Annotated in this window: 17 protein-coding genes; 11 read left to right on the top strand and 6 right to left on the bottom strand. The window is 61.1% G+C overall.

All coding sequences use genetic code 11. The annotated features are described in order from the left end of the window. Positions 1-2 precede the first annotated feature (2 nt). Positions 3-1,379 carry an efflux transporter outer membrane subunit gene (locus tag KW842_RS04335; RefSeq protein WP_218302829.1) on the top strand — a complete coding sequence of 459 codons (1,377 nt, stop codon included), beginning with the start codon at positions 3-5 and terminating at the stop codon, positions 1,377-1,379. 72 nt (positions 1,380-1,451) lie between these two features. Here the strand turns inward: KW842_RS04335 and guaA are convergent, their stop codons facing one another. Together guaA and guaB are read right to left on the bottom strand one after the other, a co-directional pair. Further along, complete coding sequence (gene guaA, locus KW842_RS04340; RefSeq protein ID WP_218302830.1) at positions 1,452-3,062, bottom strand: glutamine-hydrolyzing GMP synthase; 1,611 nt, start codon at positions 3,060-3,062, stop codon at positions 1,452-1,454. A 63-nt stretch (positions 3,063-3,125) separates the two neighbouring features. Next, positions 3,126-4,589, bottom strand: a complete 1,464-nt coding sequence (gene guaB / locus KW842_RS04345; RefSeq protein WP_218302831.1) for an IMP dehydrogenase — start codon at positions 4,587-4,589, stop codon at positions 3,126-3,128. A 377-nt stretch (positions 4,590-4,966) separates the two neighbouring features. On the opposite strand from guaB, the gene KW842_RS04350 reads away from it, so the two are divergent. The 8 genes from KW842_RS04350 (at position 4,967) to KW842_RS04385 (ending at position 14,540) form a co-directional block, all read left to right on the top strand. Next, the gene (locus KW842_RS04350) at positions 4,967-5,368 is read left to right on the top strand and encodes a hypothetical protein (protein ID WP_218302832.1); all 402 of its coding nucleotides are present in this window, start codon (positions 4,967-4,969) and stop codon (positions 5,366-5,368) included. Positions 5,369-5,672: 304 nt separating this feature from the next. Beyond that, positions 5,673-6,164 (top strand): FxDxF family PEP-CTERM protein, encoded by a 492-nt coding sequence (locus KW842_RS04355; protein ID WP_218302833.1) that lies wholly within the window; start codon positions 5,673-5,675, stop codon positions 6,162-6,164. 76 nt (positions 6,165-6,240) lie between these two features. Further along, positions 6,241-6,723 (top strand): DUF4124 domain-containing protein, encoded by a 483-nt coding sequence (locus tag KW842_RS04360; RefSeq protein WP_218302834.1) that lies wholly within the window; start codon positions 6,241-6,243, stop codon positions 6,721-6,723. Between the two features lie 63 nt (positions 6,724-6,786). Continuing rightward, positions 6,787-7,815, top strand: coding sequence for a LacI family DNA-binding transcriptional regulator (locus KW842_RS04365; RefSeq protein WP_218302835.1), 1,029 nt, complete (start codon positions 6,787-6,789; stop codon positions 7,813-7,815). Positions 7,816-7,921: 106 nt separating this feature from the next. Next, positions 7,922-8,425 (top strand): gluconokinase, encoded by a 504-nt coding sequence (locus KW842_RS04370; protein ID WP_229223473.1) that lies wholly within the window; start codon positions 7,922-7,924, stop codon positions 8,423-8,425. A 114-nt stretch (positions 8,426-8,539) separates the two neighbouring features. Then, positions 8,540-9,877: an MFS transporter gene (locus tag KW842_RS04375; protein WP_218302836.1), complete on the top strand. Its 1,338-nt coding sequence runs from the start codon at positions 8,540-8,542 to the stop codon at positions 9,875-9,877. 11 nt (positions 9,878-9,888) lie between these two features. Then, positions 9,889-12,258: a GH36-type glycosyl hydrolase domain-containing protein gene (locus tag KW842_RS04380; protein WP_218302837.1), complete on the top strand. Its 2,370-nt coding sequence runs from the start codon at positions 9,889-9,891 to the stop codon at positions 12,256-12,258. A gap of 35 nt (positions 12,259-12,293) precedes the next feature. Continuing rightward, positions 12,294-14,540 (top strand): beta-glucosidase, encoded by a 2,247-nt coding sequence (locus KW842_RS04385; protein WP_218302838.1) that lies wholly within the window; start codon positions 12,294-12,296, stop codon positions 14,538-14,540. An 18-nt stretch (positions 14,541-14,558) separates the two neighbouring features. Here the strand turns inward: KW842_RS04385 and KW842_RS04390 are convergent, their stop codons facing one another. After that, entirely contained in the window at positions 14,559-15,392 is an 834-nt protein-coding gene (locus KW842_RS04390) for an ABC transporter substrate-binding protein (RefSeq protein WP_218302839.1), read from the bottom strand. Positions 15,393-15,521: 129 nt separating this feature from the next. Here KW842_RS04390 and KW842_RS04395 point away from each other — a divergent pair, with 129 nt between their 5' ends. Next, positions 15,522-16,733: a triacylglycerol lipase gene (locus KW842_RS04395; protein ID WP_218302840.1), complete on the top strand. Its 1,212-nt coding sequence runs from the start codon at positions 15,522-15,524 to the stop codon at positions 16,731-16,733. Here the strand turns inward: KW842_RS04395 and KW842_RS04400 are convergent. From KW842_RS04400 to KW842_RS04410, 3 genes are read right to left on the bottom strand one after another with little or no spacing between them, the layout of a single operon-like run. Next, positions 16,717-17,262: a DUF3592 domain-containing protein gene (locus KW842_RS04400; protein WP_218302841.1), complete on the bottom strand. Its 546-nt coding sequence runs from the start codon at positions 17,260-17,262 to the stop codon at positions 16,717-16,719. The genes KW842_RS04395 and KW842_RS04400 overlap by 17 nt on opposite strands. Beyond that, complete coding sequence (locus tag KW842_RS04405; RefSeq protein WP_218302842.1) at positions 17,259-17,573, bottom strand: RnfH family protein; 315 nt, start codon at positions 17,571-17,573, stop codon at positions 17,259-17,261. Before KW842_RS04405 ends, KW842_RS04400 begins: the two co-directional genes overlap by 4 nt. After that, a complete protein-coding gene (locus KW842_RS04410; protein WP_218302843.1) occupies positions 17,563-17,997 on the bottom strand; it encodes a type II toxin-antitoxin system RatA family toxin in 435 nt (144 codons plus the stop codon). The genes KW842_RS04405 and KW842_RS04410 overlap by 11 nt, the downstream gene beginning before the upstream one ends. A 75-nt stretch (positions 17,998-18,072) precedes the next feature. On the opposite strand from KW842_RS04410, the gene smpB reads away from it, so the two are divergent. After that, entirely contained in the window at positions 18,073-18,522 is a 450-nt protein-coding gene (gene smpB, locus KW842_RS04415) for an SsrA-binding protein SmpB (protein ID WP_218302844.1), read from the top strand. Positions 18,523-18,555: the final 33 nt, after the last annotated feature.

Below are 18,555 nucleotides of genomic sequence, written 5' to 3' on the forward strand. Positions count from 1 at the left end.
GCATGAGAGGATGGACGGGATGCGTGGCCGGCGTGTTGCTGGCCGCGTGCTCGCACACCAAGCCCGTCATGGAACCGGCGCCGGCGATCGAATTGCCTGCGGGCTGGTCGCAGGCGGGGACGGCGGGCAGCCAGGCATGGCCGGACAGCCACTGGTGGCAACGCTTCGGCAGCGACGAGCTGAGCCAGCTGGTGCGCGAAGGCCAGGACAGCAATCTGGAACTGGCCGCAGCGATGTCGCGGGTGCGCCAGGCGGCCGCGCAGGCGCGGATCGCCGGCGTCGCCCTGCTGCCATCGGTCGACGCATCCGCCGGCGCCAGCCGGGATTTGCCGCTCGGCGGCAATCACAACGCCAATGTTTCGGCCAGCGGCGTGGTGCAGGTGTCGTACGAGCTCGATTTCTGGGGCAAGAACGCTGCCAGCGCCGCCGCAGCCGAGGCTGCGCTCAGGGCCAATTTCTACGATCGTCAAACCGTGGCCCTGACCGTGACCAGCGGCATTGTGTCGACTTATCTGCAACTGCTGTCGCTGCACGACCGTCTCGACGTGGCGCGCGAGAATGCCAAGACTGCGGAGCGTGTACTGTTGCTGGTTGAAGCCCAAAGCAGCGTCGGGGCCGCCACCTCGGTCGATCTGGCGCGTCAGCGCTCCGCTGTCGCCAGCCAGCGCGCCACTATTCCTGCCTTGCAGCAGCAAGAGCGCGAGGCGCAATCCGCGCTGGCGATCTTGCTCGGCCGGTCGCCGCAAACCTTCAGGATCAGCGATAGCGGACTCGACGCCATCCACCTGCCCGAAGTAACGGCCGGCATGCCGTCCGAACTGCTGTCGCGGCGTCCCGATATCAGCCGTTCGGAAGCAATCCTGGCAGCGGCCAGCGCGAACGTGGAAGCGGCGCGCGCAGCACTGTTCCCCAGCATTCGCCTGACCGGATCGACAGGCGCGCAGAGCAGTGCCCTGATGTCGCTGCTCAATGCCCAAAATTTGTTCGCCAATGTCGGCGCCTCGCTGGTGGCGCCGATTTTCGATGGCGGACGTTTGCGGACCGAACGTGACCTTGCCATCGAGCAGAAACAGGAGCTGGTGCAGACCTACCGCTCAACCGTCCTCGCGGCCTTGGCGGAGGTGGACACCGTGCTCGGCCAAATCAGCAGCCTTGACGAGCAGCGCCGCTTAAAAGAGGTAGAGCTGGAACAGTCACGCCTGGCATTCAATTTGTCGGAGATCCGCTACAAGGAAGGCGCGGAAGACTTGATGACCGTGCTGGATACCCAGCGCAGCCTGTCGGACGTGCAAAATGAACTGGGAATGCTGAAACTCAAACGCCTGCAGGCCACGGTATCGCTATACAAAGCGCTTGGTGGTGGCTGGCAGGCTGGCTGAGCGCGGCGTTGCGCAGCAAGAAGGCGGGCAGCACCATGTCTGCTGCCCTTTTTCAGTCAACGTCTTGGCTTATCACTCCCACTCAATGGTCGCAGGTGGCTTGCCGGAAATATCGTAAACGACACGGTTGATGCCGCGCACTTCGTTGATGATGCGGTTCGACACTTTACCCAGCAGCGCATGCGGCAGGTGCGCCCAGTGAGCGGTCATGAAGTCCTGCGTCTGCACGGCGCGCAGCGCCACCACGTATTCGTAGGTGCGGCCATCGCCCATCACGCCCACCGATTTCACCGGCAGGAACACGGCAAACGCCTGCGAGGTCGCGTCGTACCAGTTCTGCGGCGCAGCGTCCTGGTCGAAACCAGGCACGATGGTCGCCTCGTACGGCGTGTTGCGCAGTTCTTCGATGAAGATCGCGTCGGCCTGGCGCAGCAGGTCGGCGTATTCCTTCTTGACTTCGCCCAGAATGCGCACGCCCAGGCCAGGGCCCGGGAACGGATGACGGTAGACCATGTCATGCGGCAGGCCCAGCGCCACGCCCAGCTTGCGCACTTCGTCCTTGAACAGTTCGCGCAGCGGTTCCAGCAGCGACAGCTTCATGTGCTCCGGCAGGCCGCCAACATTGTGGTGCGACTTGATGGTCTGGCCTTTTTTGCCCTTGCCTGCCGACTCGATCACGTCCGGATAGATGGTGCCTTGCGCCAGCCACTTGGCGTTGACCAGCTTGCCCGATTCCTTGTCGAACACTTCGACAAATTCGCGGCCGATGATCTTGCGCTTTTGTTCTGGATCGCTAACGCCGGCCAGGTGGCCCATGAACTGGTCTTCCGCATCCACGCGGATGACTTTCACGCCCAGGTTGTTGGCGAACATATCCATGACCATCTTGCCTTCGTTCAGGCGCAGCAGGCCGTGATCGACGAACACGCAGGTCAGCTGGTCGCCAATGGCGCGATGGATCAGCGCAGCCGCCACCGACGAATCCACGCCGCCCGACAGGCCCAGGATCACTTCATCGGTGCCTACTTGCGCGCGGATTTTCTCGACTGCTTCCGAGATGTAGTCCGGCATATTCCAGTCCGATTTGCAGCCGCAGATTTCGTGCACGAAGCGGCTCAGCATGACCTTGCCCTGCACCGTATGGGTGACTTCCGGGTGCCATTGCACGCCGTAGAACGATTTCTCTTCGTTGGCCATGGCGGCGATCGGGCACGATGGCGTGTCGCCCATCAGCACGAAGCCTGGCGGCATGTCCAGCACCTTGTCGCCGTGGCTCATCCAGACCTTTTGCATGCCGTGGCCTTCGTCGGTAACGAAGTCGACAATGCCGTCCAGCAGCTTGGTGTGATTGCGCGCGCGCACTTCGGCGTAACCGAATTCACGCACTTTACCGTTCTCGACCTTGCCGCCCAGCTGTGCGGCCATGGTTTGCATGCCGTAGCAGATGCCCAGCACCGGCACGCCCAGTTCGAACACAGCGTCCGGCGCGCGCGGCGCGTCGCCTTCCAGCGTGGAACTGTGGCTGCCCGACAGGATCACGCCGGCGGCGCCGTAGCTGCGCACGAATTCGTCGCTGACGTCATACGGATACACTTCCGAGAACACGCCGGAATCGCGCACGCGGCGGGCGATCAGCTGGGTCACTTGGGAGCCGAAATCGAGAATGAGGATTTTAGAGTGCATGGAGTTTGAACCAGTTTGAATATAGAAAAACGCCGGCGTGGGCCGCCGGCGTTTGCAAGGTGCTTAGTCGCCGGAACGGTAGTTCGGCGCTTCCTTGGTGATTTGAACGTCGTGGACGTGCGATTCGCGCATGCCGGCCGAGGTGATCTCGACGAACTCGGCTTTGTTGCGCAGTTCTTCGATGGTGGCGCAGCCGCAGTAACCCATCGATTGGCGCACGCCGCCGACCAATTGGAAGATAATCGCCAGCACCGAGCCTTTGTAGGCAACGCGGCCTTCGATACCTTCCGGCACGAACTTGTCCTGCTTCATGGCCGCGTCCTGGAAGTAGCGGTCGGCCGAACCATCCGACATCGCGCCCAGCGAGCCCATGCCGCGATACGATTTGTACGAGCGGCCCTGATACAGGATCACTTCGCCTGGCGCTTCTTCAGTACCGGCAAACATCGAACCCATCATCACGGTCGAGGCGCCAGCTGCCAGCGCTTTCGAGATGTCGCCGGAGAAGCGAATGCCGCCGTCAGCGATACATGGCACGCCGGTGCCCTCCAGTGCTTCCGCCACATTCGAGATGGCGGTGATTTGCGGCACGCCCACGCCCGCCACGATACGGGTGGTGCAGATCGAGCCTGGGCCGATACCGACCTTGACCGCGTCCGCGCCATATTCCACCAGTGCTTTGGCGGCGGCTGCGGTGGCGATATTGCCGCCGATGACGTCCACGTGCGGGTACTTGGTCTTGATCCACTTTACGCGGTCCAGAATGCCTTGCGAGTGACCGTGGGCGGTGTCGACCACCAGCACGTCCACGCCAGCGGCGACCAGCAGGTCGATACGCTCTTCATCCTTGGCGCCAACGCCGACAGCAGCGCCGACCAGCAGCTTGCCCTGCGAGTCTTTCGACGCCAGTGGGTGCTCGGTGGATTTCTGGATGTCTTTGACGGTGATCAGACCCTTGAGTTCAAACGCTTCATTGACCACCAGCACGCGCTCCAGGCGGTGCTTGTTCATCAGGCGCTTGGCTTCGGTGGTGTCGGCGTCTTCGTTGACGTACACCAGCTTTTCGCGCGGGGTCATCTTGGCGCGTACTTCGGCGTCCAGCTCTTGCTCGAAACGCAGGTCGCGGTTGGTGATGATGCCGACGACTTCCTTGCCTTCAACCACAGGGAAACCGGAAATGCCATATTGCTCGGTCAACTGGATGACGTCGCGGATCTTCATGGTTGGCGGAATGGTGATCGGATCACGCAGCACGCCGGCCTCGAAGCGCTTGACGCGCGCCACTTCACGCGCCTGATCTTTCGGATTCAGGTTCTTGTGAATAATACCGATACCGCCCTCTTGCGCCATGGCGATTGCCAGGCGCGCCTCGGTGACCGTATCCATCGCTGCCGACAGCAGAGGAATGTTCAGGCTGATATTGCGAGTCAGACGGGTTTTGAGGGACGTATCCGCAGGAAGAACGTTGGAGTACGCTGGGACGAGCAGCACGTCATCGAATGTGAGTGCTTTTTGAAGTAGACGCATAGCATTTCCTATAGGCGCAAAGCGGCATTATACAGGAACAACAAAATTTTGTCTTGGACTTCCTCAGACCACGCCCGGCACAGGAGGAAAGCTAATATCTTCATCGTGTTTTTTTGTCTGGGTTTGTCAACCGTGTCAACAATTCCGCCACTTATTTCGCAAACTCAATGTGTACATAACGCCGATCGCTGTGCACTGCCGGACCTGTGTATTCGGGTATCTAGCAAGCGCTCGCGCTCAAACCCTTAACCACCCCGTATCAACGAGGTTTCGAGGCATGGCTAGGCGCCCCTTTAGCGAAGGGCGGAGACTTTGATTGCGAAGGTAATAGTTTCGTTCTATCATCATTGGCACCGTTCACCACTGGAGATGTAACGATGACCGAGTCGCAAAATCGACCGATACCTGAAGAGATGAAGGTTGCGCTTAACGAATGGGACCGCAAGGCGGCCAGGCTTAGCCGGCTGTATGCGCTGCTGGGCGCGCTGAGTGTTTCCTGCTCGTTGTTTGTCGCGACCTTTGTCGGCACGGATGAGGCGCTGACAGGATCGATACGCGTCGTGGCGTTTGTCGGCACGGCCTCACTGGCATGGATCGGCACCTTCAACATGGGCGGCAAAGCGCATGCATTGCGTAGCGCCTGGCGCATCCTGAATGCCGCGTGCATTCGATACAAGTACGAAGCTTCTTACACCTTCGAAGAACTGCATGCACAGTACGTCGCTGGCGAATCCCTGCTAGGCGTCATCACGATCCCCGAGCCTTCTCCCAAGCATTAACAAGCGCTCAGCATATCCGGCACGCGCCGCGCTCGACGCCGGCGCGGCCAGCAGCGCCCTTCCTTCCAGTCAATTCCTCACGCTCCCCATAGCGATTCCTCTTCGATAACTCTGTTATCAGTCTGAATTTAAATACTACCAATCAACAATTCCCATTGGCAATTGTTAAATATTGCTGCGCGGAATTGGTGTTGTTTTCTCGCCAATTTAAGAAAATTGTTATTGTTGCATCGCCTAACGGCAATCAACAGTCCGGCGGCTGATCTGCCGGTCACTATAACTTTATGTATTTAGGGGTTCTACAATGAAACAACTGAAGCTTATCGCTGCTGCTGCCCTGCTCTCCGCAACCGCTTTCTCCGCCAGCGCTGCCGATCAGGAAATCCTGATCGCACCTGACATCACCTTCGATTTCAAAGGTGTTGCCACCACCACCGACAGCCTGCTGTCGGGAAATACCGACGTACTGACCTTTACCGGCCTGAGCGCTGGCTGGTACCAGGTTGAACTGTCGGTCAGCGGCAACTATGTCAATCTGACTTCCGCGTCGATTAACGGCCAAACGCCATTCTCGCTGGTGAATGGCAGCAAAACCACCTCGGCGCTGTTTGAAATCACCTCGGCCTCGCCATTCAAACTGACCCTGAATGGTAGCGTGCTCAATTCGGACCTGGCCAAATACTCCGGTCACATCACCGTTTCGGCCGTACCTGAGCCTGCCACCTACGGCATGCTGCTGGGCGGTCTGGGCCTGATGGGCTTCGTCGCACGTCGTCGCAAGCAACAGCAGCAGTAATGTAGTCCGGCGCTCCAGTTGACAGTCGCCACGAATAGTGGCGAAATCTATGCAAGCGTTACTGGAGCGCCACCTCATGACCATCCGTGTAGGACTTACCCTCGCCGCCGCCCTGCTGGCAATTTCGCCGCTGGCGACCGCACAATATATCTGGATCGATGACAAGGGCTTCAAGCAACTGTCGGATCGCCCACCGCCACCCAGCGTTGCGGAAAACCGCATATTGAAATCGCCGGGCAAGCCTGTGTTTAACCCCTACGCGCCCGCCGAATCCGAGCCGGCCGCGATCAAGGCGCCGCCCACCATCGCAGAGCGCAACGCCGATTTCAACAAGCGCCAGGCAGCCACTGCCGAGGCCGCCCGCAGCGCCGCCAGCGAGGCGCAACACACAATTGACAAAGCCGCCAATTGTGACGCTGCCCGCAAGAACCAACTGGCGCTGGATCAGGGCTTAAGGCTGAGCACTTTCGATCAAAATGGCGAGCGCGGCTATATGAATGACGCCCAGCGCGAAGATTTGCGTAAAAACACGCAAAAAGTGTTGGTTGATTGCAAATAGAGGATGATACTTTGGGCGTAGCTGCCGTATGATATCGCTATCAATATCATTCCAGTCTCATCAATGACGAAGACTCAAGCGGGCAAGAGCCGCGCCAGTGGGCGCATCACCCTGGCGATGGTGGCCGAGAAAGCCGGCGTGGCCACCATGACCGCCTCCCGCGCCATCACCCAGCCGGAGATGGTATCGCAGGCGCTGCGTGACCGGGTGGACCAGGCTGTGGCCGAACTCGGCTATGTGCCCAACCGCGCCGCCCGCGCGCTGGCCTCGTCGCAGTCCAAGGTAATCGCGGTACTGGTGCCCTCGCTATCGAACGCGGTGTTCACCGAAGTGCTGGCCGGCATCCAGGACGCGCTGGACGCCGATGACTACCAGATCCTGATCGGCAATACCCGCTATTCCGACAAGGAAGAAGAAAAGCTGATCGCCACCTATCTGCAATCGGCCCCGGACGGCATGCTGCTGTCCGGCCTCACCCACAGCCCGCGCGTGCAGCAGATTCTGACCACCTCGCGCGTGCCGGTGGTGTCGATGATGGACATGTCCACCGATCCGGACCAATTGACTGTCGGCTTCTCGCAATTCCAGGCCGGCCACGCGATGACCCGCTACCTGCTCGACAAGGGCCACAAGCGCATCGGCTTCATCGGCGCGCAACTGGACGAGCGTACGCTGCGCCGCGCCGAAGGCTACCGCAAGGCGATGCAGGAAGCCGGCCTTGCCGATCCCAAGCTGGAAGTGATGGTCGGCGAGCCGTCCACCATCGCCCTCGGCGCAGAACTGGTGGGCCGCATGCTGGCGCAGGCGCCGGACTGCGACGCCATTTTCTGCTGCAACGATGACCTGGCCCACGGCGCCATCTATCAATGCCAGCGGCGCGGCATCGCGGTGCCGTCGCAGCTGGCCATCTGCGGCTTTAACGACCTGCCTGCCTCCGCCTGGATGAATCCCTCCCTGACCACCATCGGCACGCCGCGCTACCGCATCGGCTATGAAGCGGCTACCTTGCTGCGTTCGGTGATCAAGGGCGAAGCCCCGGCCAGCAAACAGATCGACCTCGGCTTCACGCTGATGGCGCGTGAGAGCGCCTAGGCCGGAAATACCACTGCTGCGTCGCAGCATCGATAGTTCTTTACAAATTTTTCAATCCGTCTAAACTCGCGCAAACTGTTAGCGCTATCATTGCTCTTGAAAACATATGCAAAAGAACACACAAACTCGTTGGGTCGTCATGGGTGTCAGCGGCTGCGGCAAAAGTTCGATCGGATTGCAATTGGCGGGCGCGCTGCAAGTGCCCTTCCTCGAAGGCGACACGTATCACTCCTACGCCAATGTGGCCAAGATGACTGCCGGCGTGCCGCTGACCGACGCCGACCGCGCTGACTGGCTGCTGGCGCTGCACAAGGAAATCCGCGACGCGCGCCTTAAGCAAACCGGGCTGGTACTGTCCTGCTCATCGCTGAAACGCCGCTACCGCGACCTGCTGCGCAGCGCCGATCCCGAGCTGCGTTTTGCCCACCTGGCCGGCCCGCGCGAACTGATCGCCGAACGCATGGCGGCACGCAAGGAGCACTATATGCCGACCACGCTGCTCGACAGCCAGCTGGCCACGCTGGAACCGCTGCAGGACGATGAAGCCGGCCTGGTGCTGGATATCGCCGAGCCGCCGGCCCAGCTGGTGCAGCAGATATTGAGAACATGAATTAAGACATGATAGTTACCGCTATCAGCAACCGGCTCTCCCCGGAACATCAGCAAGTTCCGTTCAGGCAGTGATACGCTGCCTGCTTTTACATGTAAGACGATCAAGGCGACCGTGAACAAACAACTGACCTGGCGCGAGAAAATCAGCTACGGCATTGCCGATATGGGCTTCAATTTTTATTGGACCAATGTCGCCACCTTCCTGCTGATTTACTACACCGACGTATTCGGCATTTCCGCCGCAGCCGCCGCCTCGATGATGTTCACGATCAAGATCATCAACGCCTTCACCGACCCGATGATCGGCGCCGCCGCCGACCGCACCGTCACCCGCTGGGGCAAATTCCGCCCTTACCTGATCTGGGTGCCGCTGCCGCTGGCCTGCGCCGCCTTTCTCACCTACACCACGCCGGACCTGTCGGAAGACGGCAAGATCATCTGGGCCTATGGCACTTACCTGGCGATGATGGTGTGCTACACCTGCATCAATATTCCCTACAACGCTTTGTCCGGCGTGCTGTCCTCCGATCCGCAGGAACGCTCCACCGTCAATGGCCTGCGCTTCATTTTTGCCTTCGCCGGCGGCACGCTGGTGACGGCCGCCACGCCGGGACTGGTCCAATGGCTTGGCGGCGGCAACGACGAGCTGGGCTGGCAGCTGACCATGCTGACCTGGAGCGTGTTTGCCTCGGTGCTGTTTGTGTTCACTTTCCTCAACACCCGCGAACGTGTCGCGCCGCCGGCTGAGCAAAAGACCAACGTCTGGCAGGACATCCGCGACCTGTCGCAAAACCGCCCGTGGGTGGCGCTGTTCTTCCTGGCGCTGATCATCATGATCACCATCACGCTGCGCACCAGCAGCGCTGCCTATTACTTCAAATACGTGGTCGAACGTCCCGACCTGATGGCCGGCTTTGTGCCGGCGTACATGATGGCCGCCGCCGCCGGCGCCTCGCTGACGCCGCTGATGACGCGCTTCGTCGACAAGAAAAAGCTGATGATGATATTGATGGCCATCACCGCCATCCTGTCGTCGGCCTTCTTCTTCGTGCCCAAGAATCAGATCTGGCTGATGTTCACGCTGCAGATCAGCATGGGCCTGGTGCTGGGCCCCAAGTCGCCATTGGCCTTCTCCATGTATGCCGACACCGCCGACTACAACGAATGGCGCACCGGCCGCCGCGCCACGGCAATGACCTTCGCCGCCGCCACCTTCTCGCAAAAGCTCGGCACCGCAGTCGCGGTCGCGGTGATCGGCGCCATCTTCACCAAGCTCGGTTATGTCGCCAACGCCGCGCAGACCGCAGGCTCGCAAGCGGGCATCGTTTGGCTGATGTCGTTTATCCCGGCCGTGTTCGCACTGCTCGCGGTGGCCGTGATGTTCATGTACAACCTCGATAACAACAAGCTGCTACAGATTCAAAAAGATCTGGAAGCGCGCAAATCCTGATGGAGATTTCTATGCTACGCCCGACCCACAACGGTGACCGCTACGAACTGACCAGCCCTACGGCCATGCCGCAGGCAGCGGGCTTCCTGTGGAATCAGAAGATGATGATACAGATCACCTGCCGCGGCTACGCCACCGCGCAGTACATGCAGCCGGAACCAGCCAAGTACGCGTATGCACCCAACCTGGAGGCCAAGACCTTCATGCAGCCGGAGCAGAACTACTACGCGCACCATCCCGGCCGCTTCTTCTACATCAAGGACGAGGAGACTGGCGAGATCTTTTCCGCACCATACGAGCCGGCGCGCGCCAAGGTGGAGCGCTTCGCCTTCTCGGTCGGCAAGAGCAATATCGCATGGACAGTCGAGCACCTGGACGTGCGCGTCGAGCTGACGCTCGGCCTGCCAACTGCCGATGTGGTGGAGCTGTGGTCGCTGCGCTTGACCAATCTGTCCGGCCGTGCGCGCAAGATCAGCGTCTATCCTTACTTCCCGATCGGCTATATGTCGTGGATGAACCAGTCCGGCGAATACCGCGCGGACCTGGGCGGCGTGGTGGCCAGCAGCGTCACGCCGTATCAAAAAGTGGCCGACTACTTCAAGCAGAAAGACTTCAAGGACAAGACCTACTTCCTGTGCGAACACGCGCCGGATGCGTGGGAGGTGCGCCAGTCCGCATTTGAAGGCGAAGGCGGCTTGCAGCATCCCTCAGCGATTCAGGCCGAACAACTGGGCGGCAGCGATGCGCGCTACGAAACCCCGACCGCTGCCGTGCAATACCGCCTGGCGCTGGCCGCTGGCGAGGCGCGCGACTACCGCTTCATTTTCGGCCCCGCATTCGATGATGCGGAAATCCGCGCCATGCGTACAAAATACCTGAGCGCGGCCGCCTTCGACAGCGCCGCACAGGAATACGCAGCCTACGTCGCCAGCGGCGATGGCTGCCTGCGCATCGAAACGCCGGACGCGGACCTGGATAACTTCGTCAACAACTGGCTGCCGCGCCAGGTGTTTTACCACGGCGACGTGAATCGCCTCAGCACCGACCCGCAGACGCGCAACTACCTGCAAGACAATATGGGCATGAGCTTCATCAAGCCCGGCGTGATGCGCGCCGCTTTCCTGCACGCGCTGTCGCAACAGGAAGCCAGCGGCGCCATGCCCGACGGTATCCTGCTGGCGGAAGGCGCGGAGCTCAAATACATCAACCAGGTGCCGCACACCGATCATTGCGTATGGCTGCCGGTCGCGCTTAAAGTCTACCTCGACGAAACCGGCGACTACGACATCCTCAACGAAGACGTGATCGGCAAGGAGAGCGGCGTCGCGCTCACCGTCTCCGAGCGCGTCAGCAGCGCCATGGACTGGCTGCTGCAGGCGCGCGACAAGCGTGGCCTGAGCTATATCGCGCAAGGCGACTGGTGCGACCCGATGAATATGGTCGGCTACAAGGGCCGTGGTGTCTCTGGCTGGCTGACCGTGGCCACCGCCTATGCGCTCAACCTGTGGGCCGAGATTTGCGAAACCACCGGCGCCAGTTCCTCGCTGGCGGAAAGCGCCAGGCACTTCCGCGCCGGTGCGCATGCCGTCAACCGCGCCGCCAACGAACACCTGTGGGATGGCGACTGGTTCGCGCGCGGCATCACCGACGACAACGTCACCTTTGGCATCCGCAAGGACAAGGAAGGCCGCATCTGGCTCAATCCGCAGGCCTGGGCGATCCTCAGCGGCGCCGCCAATGCCGGCCAGCGCGCATCGATGCTGGCCCAAGTCGATGAGCACCTGGTCACGCCATACGGCGTGCAGATGTTCGCGCCGCCGTTCAGCGCCATGCGCGACGACGTCGGACGCGTGACGCAGAAGCACCCTGGCTCGGCGGAGAACGGCGCGGTCTACAACCACGCCGCCGTGTTCTACATCTACAGCCTGTACACCGCCGGCGAAAGCGAGCGCGCCTACGACCTGCTGCGCCGCATGCTGCCCGGCCCGAGCGAGCAGGACTACCTGCAACGCGGCCAGCTGCCGGTGTTCATCCCGAATTACTATCGCGGTGCCTGGCGCGAGTACCCGCGCACCGCCGGCCGTTCCAGCCAGCTGTTCAACACCGGCACGGTGTCGTGGGTCTATCTGTGCTTTGTTGAAGGCCTGTGCGGCCTGAAAGGTACGGCCGATGGCCTGTCCATCAATCCGCAGCTGCCTGCACACTGGGACGGCATCAAAGTCGCGCGCAAGTTCCGTCATGCCAGTTTCGATGTATCGATAGAGCGCGCTGACGTCGAGCAGGTGCAAGTCTGGGACGGGGACAAGCGTTTGACTGAAAACGTTTTCACCGGTATCGTTGCAGGCGGAGCATATGCGCTGAAGGTTCTGATTCCGCGCTGAAGATCAACTTAAAATTATAAGGACACTGTAATCGTATGAAAAAGCGTCTCTGGCTGTCTCTGGCACTGGTTTATCCCTTCATGTTAACCGGCGCCGTACACGCCGCAGACGCAGACCGCCCCTGGCTGGACGCGAAGCAGTCGCCCGACGCGCGCGCCGACCAGCTGGTGAAAGCGATGACGCTGGATGAAAAAATCCAGACCGTGTTCGCCTACTTCTCGACCGAATTCACGCCGAAGAAGCATGAGCAGCCGAAGGAAGGCCGCCCTGATTCGGCCGGCTACGTGCCGGGCATCGAGCGCCTCGGCCTGCCGCCGCAATGGCAAACCGACGCCGGTGTCGGCGTCGCCACCCAGGCGGTGTCGAAAAAACCGTACCAGCGCACTTCCCTGCCGGCCGGTATCGCCACCGCCGCCACCTGGAACACCAAGCTGGCCTTCGCGGGCGGCGCGATGATCGGCGCCGAGGCGCGTGCTTCGGGCTTCAACGTGCAGCTGGCCGGCGGGGTCAACCTGCAACGCGAGCCGCGCAATGGCCGCAACTTCGAATATGGCGGCGAAGATCCGCTGCTGGCCGGCATCATGGTCGGCGAGCAGATCCGCGGCATCCAGTCCAACCACATCATTTCCACCGTCAAGCACTACGCTTTCAACGACCAGGAAACCAACCGCAATCACGTCAACGTCATTATCGACGACAAGAACGGCCGCATGTCGGACCTGCTGGCGCTGCAATTCGCCATCGAGCGTGGCGATCCGGGCTCGGTGATGTGCGCGTATAACCGCGTCAACGGCGACTATGCCTGCGAACACGAATACCTGCTGAACGAGGTGCTGAAGAAGGACTGGAAGTACACCGGCTACGTCATGTCCGACTGGGGCGCGACCCACTCGACCATTCCGGCTGCGCTGCGCGGCCTGGACCAGCAGTCCGGCTACCCGTTCGACAAATCGGATTACTTCAACGGCCCGCTGAAGGAAGCGGTGGTCAACCGCCACGTACCGCAATCGCGCCTGGATGATATGGTCAAGCGCATCACCCGCACCATGTTCGCACATGGCCTGGTCGAGCATCCGGTGTCCAAGCCGAAGTCCGACGACGCTGGCATCGACTTTGTCGCCCACGGCAAAATCAGCCAGGCCGATGCCGAAGAAGCCATCGTCCTGCTGAAGAACGATAACAGCCTGCTGCCACTGGCGGCCAATGTGCGCAGCGTCGCCGTGATCGGCGGCCATGCGGACAAGGGCGTGCTGTCGGGCGGCGGTTCGGCCCAGGTCTATCCGATCGGCCTGTCGCCGGTACCGAACGAAGGCCCGGCCCACTTCCCTGGCCCGATCGTGTTCCACCGCTCGTCGCCGATGGGCGAACTGGCCAGGCTGACCAAGGCCAAGCTGACCTACCACGACGGCAAGGATGTCGCCGCCGCCGCCAAGCTGGCAGCGGGCAGCGATGTGGTCATCGTCTTCGCCAACCAGTGGATGGCCGAGAGCTTCGACGCAGACGACCTGTCGCTGCCGCACAAGCAGGACGATCTGATCGCCGCCATCGCCAAGGCCAATCCGAAAACCGTGGTGGTGCTGCAAACCGGTAACCCGGTTGTTATGCCATGGCTGGACAAGGTTGGCGCGGTGCTGGAAGCCTGGTATCCGGGTACCAACGGCGGCGCGGCGATTGCGCGCGTGCTGAATGGCGATGTGAATCCATCCGGCCGCCTGCCAGCGACCTTCCCGGCCTCGCTGGACCAGCTGCCGCGTCCCAAGCTCGATGGCGACGGCAAGACCAAGGATGAGAACATCATCGAAAAGGTCACCACCAACTACAACATCGAAGGCGCTGCGGTCGGCTACAAATGGTTTGACCTGAAAGGCCTGAAGCCGCTGTTCCCATTCGGTTACGGCCTGTCGTACAGCAGCTTCTCGTATGAAGGCCTGAGCGCCAAACCGGCTGGCAATGGCATCGAAGTCAGCTTCAACATTCAGAACACCGGCAAACGCGATGGCAAGACGGTTGGCCAGGTGTATGTGTCGCCATTGGCCGGCGGCTGGGAAGCGCCGAAACGCCTGGCTGGCTGGGACAAGCTGGACCTGAAAGCCGGCGCCAGCGGCAAGGCCACGGTGAAGGTCGATCCGCGCCTGCTGGGCGTCTACGATAGCGCCAGCAAGACCTGGAAAATCGCCGCCGGTGAATACCTGGTGACGCTGGCCGATTCGGCCGGCGCCAAGCCAGCCGCCAGCGTCAAGGTCACGCTGGACGCCAAGACCGTGGACGTGAACGGTAAATAAGCAGCAAGCCAGCCTGCTTTAATCGACGGCCGACAAGGCCGTCATCAACGGCGCCTGCCCATTGCGGAAGGTGCGCTTGACGGTGGCGTCGTCAAAGTAGCGCGCATAAATCGCGCGCACGCTTTGTTCCGACGTCATCGCCTTTAATGCGGCAGCGTAGCGCTGGTGCAGCTGCGGCGATATGGTCTGCTTCGACAAGTAAATGCCGGTGAAGCGCGGGGCCGATTCCGGCAGCGGCACGATCGTCATCCGCAACTTGCTGTCCTTCAGATATTTACCGTAGATCGGCGGCGTGGCCAGCGTGCCAGCCGCGCGGCCCAGCGCCAGCTTGCCGAACACGGTTTCAAAATCATTCACCACTTCCAGCCGGCCATGCGAGGCCAGCGTCGCCAGTTGCGTCTCGATGCCAGCGTCGTAGGCGACACCGCGCGTGACGTTGAGACGGCCTTCACCGCGCGCCACGTAGTCGGCCAGGCTGGTGTACTGGCGGCCATCCTGCTGCGTCAGCAGCAAATCGTATTGCAGATAGGCGTAAGGCAGGTAACGGGCGTAGGCATCGCGTTCGGGCGTGCGCATCGAGCCCATGGTCATATCGATGCGGCCCGCTTCCAGTTCGATGAACAAGCGCTGGCGCGGATACCATTGGAACGCGAACTTGCAACCGGTGCGGCGCGCCATTTCATGGGCCACATCGATGGCGATGCCGGCTATCCGGCCCTGCTCGCGGTAGGAGGTATAGCCCAGGTCGCTGACGCCGACGCGTGTGACTACCGGACAGTCCGCGCCCGCGCGCGCCGCTGGACTCCAACAGCTCAAACTGGCAATCAGCAGCAAGTATTTGCGTCTCATCATGAACTCTTATCTGTTGGTAATGATGAGTTTATCTTAGGCTGCCGCGCAGGTGTGAGAAAGCGATGTTTCTGCAAAGCTTGCTTGCAATGATGCATAACCTGCGCGGCAGCTTACGGTACACTGGGCGGCATGCGGCTGACTCCCAATAAGCAAGCTGAACTGCACCGCGCCTTGCAGGATGCGATGGATGATCACGCCCTGCTGGCTGCCATGCCCGACCTGCAACCGCTGGCCGGTACACCTCCCCTGCCGGTCACGCTGATCGAAGACGAGGCACTGCATGTGGTGCGGCACAAGGATAGCGGCTGCGTGCAGTTGGTCTTTCCGGGTGAGAGTGTATCCGCACCGGCCGCGCTGTCTCCGGCGCCGGCTGCCTGGAACTGGATCGTACAAGCCTCGCTGCGCGCCGGCGAGCGCATGACCCAAGCGATGATCAACAAGATCGAAGCGCACAACAAGCCGGAACAGCTGCTGGCCTTGAACCGTGGACACGGCATGCCAGCAATGCCCGAAGACCTGGCTGCCGCGCGCGGCCGCAAAGTGCTATTGCTGGTGCATGGCGTATTCAGCTCGATCGAAGGCGGCTTCGGCGATTTGGACTTACAGCCCTTGCTGGAGCGCTATCAGGGACGCGTGTTCGGCTACGACCATTGGACCATCGCCAAAACGCCGCAACAGAACGCGCTGAACCTGCTACAGCGCCTGCCGGCCGACGCCGGCTGGGAAGTCGATATCCTGTGCCACAGCCGTGGCGGACTGCTGGTGCGCTCGCTGCTGACCGAGGGTATGGCCGATATCGCGCGGGCTCGCGCAGGACGCATCGCCAAAGTGGGCAAAGTGATGTTTGTGGCGGCCGCCAACCAGGGTTCGCCGCTGGCCTCGCCCGACGACATCAAGCAATTCCTCAACGTGGCGGCCATGCTGGCCTCCTTCAGCGGCGGCATGGCGCTGGACCTGGTGATCGGGCTGGCGCGGATGGTGGTGTCGCTGGGCTTCGGCCGTCCCAGCGTGCAGGCGCTGGCGACCGGCTCAGCGCTGATCGCGCAGCTGGACCGCTCCGGCTCGCTGCTCAATGCCGGCAACAGCTACTACGCCCGCGCCAACTACGCCTATGGCGACTCGCTGCTGGAACGCAGCGGCGCCCTGCTGAGCCACGCGCTGCTGGAAGGCGCAAACGACCTGGTCATCCCCTACGGCAACGTCCTGCTGCCGCAAGCCACGCCGGACGCCAGCCGCCTACTCAATTTCGGCAGCGCCGAACACAAACAAAACGAGGTCTGGCACACCGAATTTTTCCAGCATCCCGCTACCAGGGAATTCCTGCTCAACAATCTCGGTTAGCTGGCTTGGGGCGCCGCAGCACACGCCTTGCGTGAACGATGCAGTAGGCGCTGAAGGCCAGCACGAATATCGCCATCAGCCAAAAAAGAAAGTCATGCCATTTCAGGCCTTCGCGCACGATCGCTGCCCGTTCCGGCGCAGCCGGATCGTAGAAAATCCGGATGCTGGTGCCAGCCGGCCGAGCGGCCAGCCAGGCGGCGACCCTCGCCTTGTCGAGGTGGCAGCCCTGGTCTGAAATGATCGACGATGTCAGCTCGCGGCTTTTGTAGCTGCGGCCATCCACCAGATAAGCATAGCGGATACGGCCGCACCAGCTGTGGCTTCTTCCGCTTCGCTGGTACATATCGGTAGACACCACGCGCGCCTCCCCGGCCACCCAGTGATAGGCGCGCAGCTTGGGGACGCTATCCAAGGCAGCGATGCCAAGAATAAACAAGCCAAGTAGCAAGCTCAGCCAGCTGCTCAGCAAGGTTTCATGGGGCGCCTTGCCGATTTCTTCCAGCAGCTTCTCTTGCCACTTGAATTTCAATGTTCTGGCTCGACAGCCTGATCGGCCGGCGCGGGGGCCTTGCGGCGGCGCCGGGCGTTTTTCGGATCGGCGATCAGCGGACGGTAGAGTTCGACGCGGTCGTGGGCGCGCAAGATGGTGTCCAATGGTTTCTTCTTGGCGTAGATGCCGGTTTGCAGCTGGCTCAGATCCAGTCCCGGCAACTCGGTCAGCACGCCGCTCAGCGCAATGGCCTGCTCCAGCGTGGTGCCGGCTGGCACCTGCAGCTCACGCAGGAATTGCACTGCGTCGCTCGCATAGCACACCTGGATCGAAAAAGTCTCAGCCGCCATACACGGTTTCCGCCCGCTTGCAGAAGGAATCGACCATGCTGTTGGCAATCATGCCGAACACCGGGCCGATCAGCTTATCCAGCAGGCCGCTGGAAAATTCGTAGTGCAGGTCCAGCTCGATCTTGCAGGCGTCCTCGCGCAGCGGTTTAAAGGTCCACACGCCGTCCAGGCACTTGAAAGGACCGTCCACCAGCTTCATCTTGATCGACGTGGGCGCGGTGTTTTCATTCGACGTGGTAAAGCTTTGCTTGACGCCATGGTAGTTGATGCCAACGCTGGCCACCACCGTATTGCCGTTGCGCTCCCGGATCTCGACGCCACCGCACCACGGCAGAAATTTGGGATAGTCCTCGATCGCCGCCACCAGATCGAACATTTGCTGGGCGCTGTAACCGAGGAAAACTGATTTGTGCACTACTGCCATTGTCTAACCATTTGCTATGATGTTGAATTATTCGCGTCTGAAGGCGCGCAGCAGTAGTTTAACCGATACCACCACATGACCATAGCCGATAACAAAAAAGCCTTTTTTGACTATTTCATCGAAGACCGCTACGAAGCCGGCATCGTGCTCGAAGGCTGGGAAGTCAAGGCCATCCGCGACAACAAGGTGCAGATCAAGGAAGCCTACGTCACCATCAAGGGCGACGAGCTGTTCCTGTTCGGCGCCCACATCAGCGCGCTGCCGACCGCCTCCACCCACATCACGCCCGACATGGTGCGCACCCGCAAGCTGCTGCTGCACCGCGAGCAGATCGACAAGCTGATCAGCAAGGTCACGCGCGCCGGCTACACCCTGGTGCCGCTCAACCTGCACTTCAAGGGCGGTCGCGTGAAATGCGAGATCGGTCTGGCCAAAGGCAAGAAAATGCACGATAAGCGTGCCACCGAGAAAGATCGCGACGGCAAACGCGAAGTCGCGCAGGCGATGAAAGTTCACAAGCGCTAAATCTGTTGCGCACGCTGTACAAAACCCGGCCCC

It is taken from the genome of Duganella sp. sic0402 (assembly GCF_019219065.1).
Classification (GTDB): Bacteria; Pseudomonadota; Gammaproteobacteria; order Burkholderiales; family Burkholderiaceae_D; genus Rugamonas.

What these genes read in the sequence shown, in the direction of transcription:
- KW842_RS04335 (WP_218302829.1), top strand. Translation starts at nt 3, where the DNA reads ATGAGAGGATGGACGGGATGCGTGGCCGGCGTGTTGCTGGCCGCGTGC.
- guaA (WP_218302830.1), bottom strand. Translation starts at nt 3,062, where the DNA reads ATGCACTCTAAAATCCTCATTCTCGATTTCGGCTCCCAAGTGACCCAG.
- guaB (WP_218302831.1), bottom strand. Translation starts at nt 4,589, where the DNA reads ATGCGTCTACTTCAAAAAGCACTCACATTCGATGACGTGCTGCTCGTC.
- KW842_RS04350 (WP_218302832.1), top strand. Translation starts at nt 4,967, where the DNA reads ATGACCGAGTCGCAAAATCGACCGATACCTGAAGAGATGAAGGTTGCG.
- KW842_RS04355 (WP_218302833.1), top strand. Translation starts at nt 5,673, where the DNA reads ATGAAACAACTGAAGCTTATCGCTGCTGCTGCCCTGCTCTCCGCAACC.
- KW842_RS04360 (WP_218302834.1), top strand. Translation starts at nt 6,241, where the DNA reads ATGACCATCCGTGTAGGACTTACCCTCGCCGCCGCCCTGCTGGCAATT.
- KW842_RS04365 (WP_218302835.1), top strand. Translation starts at nt 6,787, where the DNA reads ATGACGAAGACTCAAGCGGGCAAGAGCCGCGCCAGTGGGCGCATCACC.
- KW842_RS04370 (WP_229223473.1), top strand. Translation starts at nt 7,922, where the DNA reads ATGCAAAAGAACACACAAACTCGTTGGGTCGTCATGGGTGTCAGCGGC.
- KW842_RS04380 (WP_218302837.1), top strand. Translation starts at nt 9,889, where the DNA reads ATGCTACGCCCGACCCACAACGGTGACCGCTACGAACTGACCAGCCCT.
- KW842_RS04385 (WP_218302838.1), top strand. Translation starts at nt 12,294, where the DNA reads ATGAAAAAGCGTCTCTGGCTGTCTCTGGCACTGGTTTATCCCTTCATG.
- KW842_RS04390 (WP_218302839.1), bottom strand. Translation starts at nt 15,392, where the DNA reads ATGATGAGACGCAAATACTTGCTGCTGATTGCCAGTTTGAGCTGTTGG.
- KW842_RS04395 (WP_218302840.1), top strand. Translation starts at nt 15,522, where the DNA reads ATGCGGCTGACTCCCAATAAGCAAGCTGAACTGCACCGCGCCTTGCAG.
- KW842_RS04405 (WP_218302842.1), bottom strand. Translation starts at nt 17,573, where the DNA reads ATGGCGGCTGAGACTTTTTCGATCCAGGTGTGCTATGCGAGCGACGCA.
- KW842_RS04410 (WP_218302843.1), bottom strand. Translation starts at nt 17,997, where the DNA reads ATGGCAGTAGTGCACAAATCAGTTTTCCTCGGTTACAGCGCCCAGCAA.
- smpB (WP_218302844.1), top strand. Translation starts at nt 18,073, where the DNA reads ATGACCATAGCCGATAACAAAAAAGCCTTTTTTGACTATTTCATCGAA.